Origin of the sequence: Synechococcus sp. H55.9, assembly GCF_047462355.1 — a bacterium.
GTDB lineage: Bacteria > Cyanobacteriota > Cyanobacteriia > Thermostichales > Thermostichaceae > Thermostichus.
Genome location: NZ_JANSJB010000010.1, coordinates 1 through 6,178, shown reverse-complemented (window position 1 = coordinate 6,178; position 6,178 = coordinate 1). Strand labels below are relative to the sequence as shown.

The 6,178-nt window shown below is 62.7% G+C and carries 4 protein-coding genes and 1 pseudogene; 1 reads left to right on the top strand and 4 read right to left on the bottom strand.

From position 1 onward, the window contains the following. The 4 genes and pseudogenes from NW857_RS02545 to cas10 form a co-directional block, all read right to left on the bottom strand. Nucleotides 1-279, bottom strand: a pseudogene (locus NW857_RS02545) (hypothetical protein); the annotation flags it as partial. Then, nucleotides 276-1,499 (bottom strand): CRISPR-associated RAMP protein Csx10, encoded by a 1,224-nt coding sequence (gene csx10 / locus NW857_RS02540; protein WP_414334136.1) that lies wholly within the window; start codon nt 1,497-1,499, stop codon nt 276-278. The gene csx10 and the pseudogene NW857_RS02545, both read right to left, overlap by 4 nt. Beyond that, nucleotides 1,499-2,212 carry an RAMP superfamily CRISPR-associated protein gene (locus NW857_RS02535; RefSeq protein ID WP_414336948.1) on the bottom strand — a complete coding sequence of 238 codons (714 nt, stop codon included), beginning with the start codon at nt 2,210-2,212 and terminating at the stop codon, nt 1,499-1,501. The genes csx10 and NW857_RS02535 overlap by 1 nt, the downstream gene beginning before the upstream one ends. Beyond that, entirely contained in the window at nt 2,212-4,506 is a 2,295-nt protein-coding gene (gene cas10 / locus NW857_RS02530; protein WP_414367881.1) for a type III-B CRISPR-associated protein Cas10/Cmr2, read from the bottom strand. The genes NW857_RS02535 and cas10 overlap by 1 nt, the downstream gene beginning before the upstream one ends. 420 nt (nt 4,507-4,926) lie before the next feature. On the opposite strand from cas10, the gene cas6 reads away from it, so the two are divergent. Next, a complete protein-coding gene (gene cas6 / locus NW857_RS02525; RefSeq protein ID WP_414336944.1) occupies nt 4,927-6,078 on the top strand; it encodes a CRISPR-associated endoribonuclease Cas6 in 1,152 nt (383 codons plus the stop codon). The last annotated feature ends 100 nt before the right edge of the window (nt 6,079-6,178 follow it).

The following is a 6,178-nucleotide window of genomic DNA, read 5'->3' as shown; positions in this document are numbered from 1 at the left end:
GATGATGGCTTCGGCCAAGGAGTTCTTGCCCCGACCCCACTTTTCGTCTCGCCCCATCTGGTAGCGCAAGAAGTTCTTGATCACCTCTGAGCTTTCGGTGGAAGCTGCCACATGCAACAAATTGCGGTACTGGGCCTCTTCCAATTTGTCCAGATCTTTAAAGTTATCCAAGGCAGTTTGGATTCTGGCGACCAGCTCATCTTCGGCCAGCCGAATTTGCCGCTGGATCTCAAGTTCCTGTTTTTGCTCCAGTTTGCTCTCGCTGGTGGCGAAGGTCATAGCGGGTTCTCCCAGAAATGATGATGGAACAGACTACAGACCTCAATTTGGCCAAATCCTTCCGCGGTTCGCTCCCCGATGCCCCAGTATTCCATCTCCGCCAAAATCGAGATCCAGCGCTCCATTTGCGTGGTGCTCAGCAGGAAGACGCTGCCCTGGGTTGTAACCAGCTCTACATCTTTAAAAAGCCCCCAGGCGGCGTTCCAGCCGGAAACATAGGCGTAGCTGCTGCAGGCCAGCTCCAAGACCAGGGATCTGTCCTCACAGTTGGCCTCCTCCTGGAGCATTGACGGCGTGAGCACAGTGGTGCGCTGCCAGCGTTCCTTGAGGATGGCCCCCGACTGCAGCCCGATGGAGAAGTACTGCCGCTCCGGCGGCAAGGGCTGCCAGGGATCCCCAAACACCTGCCATTGTTTCCAGCGCTGCTGCAGCTTTTGGTTAAAGGCTGTCACCCGCTCAGCCAGGGAGGGCTTCGGGTTCCTCAGGTGTCGAGCGGCGAGGCTGACCCGGCCCAGCCCCCGCGACACCCCCCCTCCCAAGGACAAACGGCGGGCGTGGGTGTTGAGGTAGCCGGCGAGGGCTGCTGCCAGCTCGCGATCCTGCAGATAGATGTGGCCGCTGAAGAGGGAAGGCTGTAAGCTCCCATCTCGCCCAGCCCGGCCCTCGTTGATCACCTCCAGGCTGTAGAGGATCTGGTCGGCGGCGGTGGCGCGGCGGCGGTTGATCCCCACCCGCGTGAGCAGGCGCTTGGACACGGCCACCCTTCGGTAGCGGGATCCCCCCTCCTGGCTGTAAAAGCCGCCGAAGGGCTCCACCCTGCCTCCGGAGCCATCCGGCTCTGCCGGATCAAAGGGGATCCCCAGCCGCTGCGAGCAGAAGCGATCCAGCAGTGTGTCGAACACCCCCGTTTTGCCCGCCTCTGAGCGGAAGCCGGGGTTGTTTTTGGAGCTGAAGGCCGTGGCCGGCAAAACCCGGCTGCCGGATCCCGGATAGGCATGGGTAAACACCGCCGGACGGGTCTCCGTGAACAGGGCAGCCAGATCTCCTGTCAGGGCCTCGCCGGGGCGGCGCCGGCTTTGGCGGAGCAGGAGGTCGGCCAAGGCCCCCCGGATCACGCTGCCGGGAATGAAGTCCTGGGCCTCGCTGATGGAGCCGCCCGGCTTTTGCCGACCGATGGCCAGGGGAGACTCGGCAGTGAGCGTGAGTTCAATGGCCTCCATCAGCTCCCTCCTCCGGCCAAAAAGGCCCAATCTGCATCATTGGGCTGCAGGGCAGCTAGAGACTGGGGATCCCAGTGCAACCAACCCAAGCCTGCAGATTTGCTGCCCCCCAGCGCCCCAATGTGGTGCAGGGCCGCCCGCAGCAGGGTCTTGCCCCAGGGAGGGCAGTCGGGCAAAAGCTGCAGGGATCCGGAGAAGATCAGCTCGGCTGCCGGCGAGGTCTCGATGAGGTAGAGCCGCTGATCCTCGGCGGTGCGGCGGCGGCGGTTGAGGGTGACTCCTGGGCGGAGGGCCAGTTCCAGCGCCGTCGGCGGCACCTCACAGACAAGATCCTCTACCCAGAGGCGGGAAGGCAGGGCCGGATTGCCGAAGATCTGGCAGACCAGGCAATGGGATCCGGCGTAGCCCTCGACCTGGTATTCAGGACGGTCGAAGTGGCCGTCGCTCCCCTCCCGCTTGGGACACATGCGATCGGGGTCGGGGGAGCGGCAAATGGCCCAGCCGAGGCCGCGGGCCAGCTTTTCGCACTCGTGGCGCAGCCTTCCCTTCAACTGGGAGCCGGGGATGAGCAGCCTGCCGTAGGCATCCTTGAGCAGGGGCTTGTCCGCCAGGGAGCCGCTGGAGCCGCCGGATCCCACCGCCAGGGCCGAGGCGAGGGTGGCCTTCAAAGGGATAGAGGTGCTCGTTTGGGGCAGCTCTGCCAGCCGAACCATCACTTCACCTCCACAGGAACGGGCCGGCCCTCGACCTGGGGCTGTTTTTGCACAAAAGCGTACAGATCCACCAGATCTCGCCAGATGGTCTCGTAGGTGGGTTCCCCCTCCGCCGCCACGTACATCCAGGGGGGGAGGTGGCCGTCGTTGGTTTTGGCCTTGCACCAGGTGCGTTCAAAGGCCTCGATCAGCGGCTGCCCTTTTTGGCCCAGCCGGGTGCGGAAGTAGAGGTAGTTGAGGGTGGCGGTGCGCTTGCCTTTTTCCAAAAAGCTGCGGATTTGGTAGAGCTGGGAGCGGGGAAAATCCGCCGCCTGCAAAGCTTGCACCGTTCTCAGCAGCCCGCGGATCTCCGGGACGGTGTAGGGGCCGGCGTAGAGCTTGAGGAGGTGGCCGTTCTGGCGGATCTCCAGGGCCTGCTGGCGAAAATCCTGGATGCTGGAGGCGATCAAAGTCACCGATTTCAAAGAGAGAAAGTCGATGGTGGCCACCGAGAAGTCTTGGTCGCGGGGCTTCAGCTTTTTGGCGCGGCTTTTGGCAGATTTCAACAGTTGTTCGGTCAGCCTTTCGGCATAGTAGATGGGGGTGTCTTCCGAGGCAAACAGCACGCCTGCCGAGGTGGAGAGCCGACAGAGCTGGTCTGGGCTGTCGGCCGGGTAGCGGTGCGGCACCTGGCCGAGGGAGCGAGCGGCGTAGGTGGCCGATTTGGCCAGCAGGATCTGCTCGAATTGCTCACAAAAGGTGGCGGCGATCTCCAGAGCCTTGTGGGCCGGCACCACCATCAGCACATCGTCCCCGCCGATGGTCAGGATCTCGAAGGGGTGGATCCACTCGCCGTTGCGGTCTCTGCCGGTTTCTGGATCCGGCGGCAGGCCCCGCAGCCGGTGCGCCTGCAGGTGCTGGGCAAGGGCGCGGTAAACGGCTTGTTCCGTGGCCTCGGAAACGTCGTGGCTAAATTGCCGGTAGGCCTCTGGGGTTTGGATCTGCTGCACGTAGCCGCCCATATTGTTGCCGTCGGCGTAGAGGTAGGCCACAAAGCCCTGGCTGGCGTTGGCCACTTCCCGCAGCGATTGCGCCTCGCCGGGGCCGGATCCCCTGTAGGGCTGCAAATAGCGCTCCCGGTAGGGCTCGCCGGCGGGAGAGTCGAGGAAGCGGGCAAATCGCGTTACCCAGCTTTCCACAAAGCCGGGATCCCAATTGGGGAATTTGCGGAACCACCCCTGCTGGCCCGTCTCCAGGCGCTTGGCCTGGCGGCCCACCAGCGCTTTGCGGGCCGTGGCCTCCGAGAGCCAGGGCTGACCTGGCAGGTCGGCTTTGGCCAGGGCCGGGCGGCGGTCGGTGCTGTCGCGGCGCAGGTAGGGGTGGGTTTCAAAAAAGGTAGGATGGGCGCGGCTGGGACGACCGGGATCCGGATTGCCGTTGCGGCGGTGCTGGAAGCGGGCAGCCAGGTGGCCCACCAGCTCGTTGAAACTTTTGCGGGTCTGGAAGCTGGCTTCGCTGCCATCTCCAAAGTAGGCCCTCACCAGGGGGTGGGCCTGGTGTTGGGCCAACCAGTCCAGCCAAGGGGTGCGTTCGATGGGATCCCGCAGCAGGCCGTAGCGCAGCTCCAGCAGCCGAAAGGCGGATCCCACGGCACAGGCGTTGGCGGTGAGGGTTTCTTCGGTGTAGCGGCGCTCAATGGCCTCGCAGAGGTCGTCCACATAGGCCGCCGGACAGAAGGCCAAGAGGTTGCCGCCGGTGGAGTAGATGAGGAGCTCCGGAATAAGAGCCTGCGCCAAAGCCGGGTAGTGCTGCTGCAGCCAGGGCCGGATCCGCCGGTTCACGTAGTCCCTTAGCTCTGCTTGAGACTCCTCCCCCAAGGCTTCCCACCCCAAGTAGGTTTGCTCAGGATCCCCGAAGAAGGCGGGCAGATCCACCAGGTTAATGCGATCCAACAGGGCCGAGGCGCCGCGGATTTCCGGCAGTTTGGCGGACTCGAAAACGTAGCCCTTGATCTTGGTGGCCCCCCCGTAAACCAAGCCGATGCGGGTGGTCTGCCGCCACAGCTCCGGATAGCGCGATTGCAGCTCTGCCAAGGTTTTGGGAAAGGTTGCTGCCGCCACGCTCTCCTGAAATTGGCGCACCTGCGCCCAAAGAGGGTGCAGCGCTTCCGGGATCCCGGCTGCGTCGTCGGTGCGGATGGCTGCGCACATCTGCTGCAGAATCGGCAAGGGAAATTGGGGATCCCGCCCTTCTCCCCAAGCCAGGCACCAGGCCAAGGCGATGGGCACGGGGGAGGTAGAGGAGGTAGCGGTCATGGACAACACCTGGCAAAAAAGAATAGAACGCAGCTTCTGTGCCTGCGGGCAAATCCGAACCCGACTTTTGACTGGGGCGATCCTTGAACTTCACAAATCCTTCATAAAAACCAAAGGCGCTTCAAAAAGACGGCGTCGGCCATAGCAGCCACGCGGGCAGAGAATCGCAGCCGACAGAGAGAGGCGACAGCAGTGACTGATGGTTGCATTTTGCAGTTCCAGACTGGGAGACAGTATAGGCCGATTTAGATCCATTGCCAACAGATTCAAGACTTTTTTCGGTTGGCCCAGCCAGCGATTTAAAGGTAAAGCAAATTGGAAGGGATCCCTTCTCAAATCCTCTCAAAGGAAAAGTGGCTCTGGGTTGATTTTGGATAGGGGCTGCTATTGACTGGGGATGAGCAAAAATTGGCTGGGCCTATGCTGACCAAGTTGAGTTTTTCAGAGCCACCCATCGCCGGAGCAGAAAGCGGCAAGTGGCCGGCGGGATCCGAGCTGGTGGGGATCACCCTGGAAGTGCAGGCCCCTCAGCCCTACCTGTTGGATCCCCACTACGCTAAAGGGCTGCACGCCTGGTTTTTGGGCGAGGTGCAGCAGATGGATCCGCAGCTATCTGCCTATTTGCACGACGGAGAATCGGAAAAACCCTTCACCCTCTCCCGGCTGATGGGGCCCTTGCGCGAGCAGAGTGGGCGACTGCTGATCCCGCCCCAGATCCCCTTCCGCTGGTCGATCACCGCCCTCAACCCCCAAGTGGTGGAGTGGCTGCGGGAATGGTGCCGACGGCTGCCCCCCTGGCTGGAGTTGCGCGGATCCCCGCTGCAAATCCTGGGATGGAAGATCTCGATCCCCCCGCGCACCTACCGTCAACTGCTGGAGCAGCCCCTTGTCCATCGCTCCTGGAGCCTCTCTTTCATCTCGCCCACCAGCTTTCGCCACCGCGGCCACCATTTGCCGCTGCCGGTGCCTCGCAACCTGTTCCACAGCTATTTGCGCCGTTGGAACGATTTTTCCGGCCTGCCCATCGAGGTAGAACCTTTTCTGGATTGGGTGGATGGGGAAGTGGTCATCCAGCGGCACCGGCTGGAATCGGTTAAAACCACCGCCGGGCGCCAGGGATCCGTGACGGGCTTCGTTGGCTGTGTACAGTTGGCGGTCTCCTCCCGCGCGTCTGAACTGTTGCAGCAGCAGCTCCAGGCCCTGATCCACTTCGCCCCCTACTGCGGCACCGGCCACAAAACCCCCTTTGGGCTGGGGCAAACCCGCCTCGGTTGGCTGGCCGAAGAGCTGCCCGCCACCCCCGTCCTTTGCCGGGAAGAGCAACTGGCCCGGCGCATCGAGGAGCTGAGCGCCCTCTTCCTCAGTCAGCGGCAGCGCCAAGGGGGATCCCGCGCCGAAAAGACGGCCCAACTTTGGGCAACAATCTTGGCCCGACGAGAGCTAGGAGAGAGCTTGCAGCAGATTGCCGCCGACCTGGAGATGCCCTACGAGACGGTGAAGACCTATGTCAAACTGGCCCGGCGAGCCCTTCATTCTGCACCCGACACGATGGATCCCTCATCTGCTCGATAAGGATCCCGCCTAGAAGTCGGAAAAAGCCGTAAGCCCTGAGACTGTCTTTGCCCAAGGTGCCTAGTTTCCGTCCCCTTGCGGGGAAAAGGTAGGGATCAAC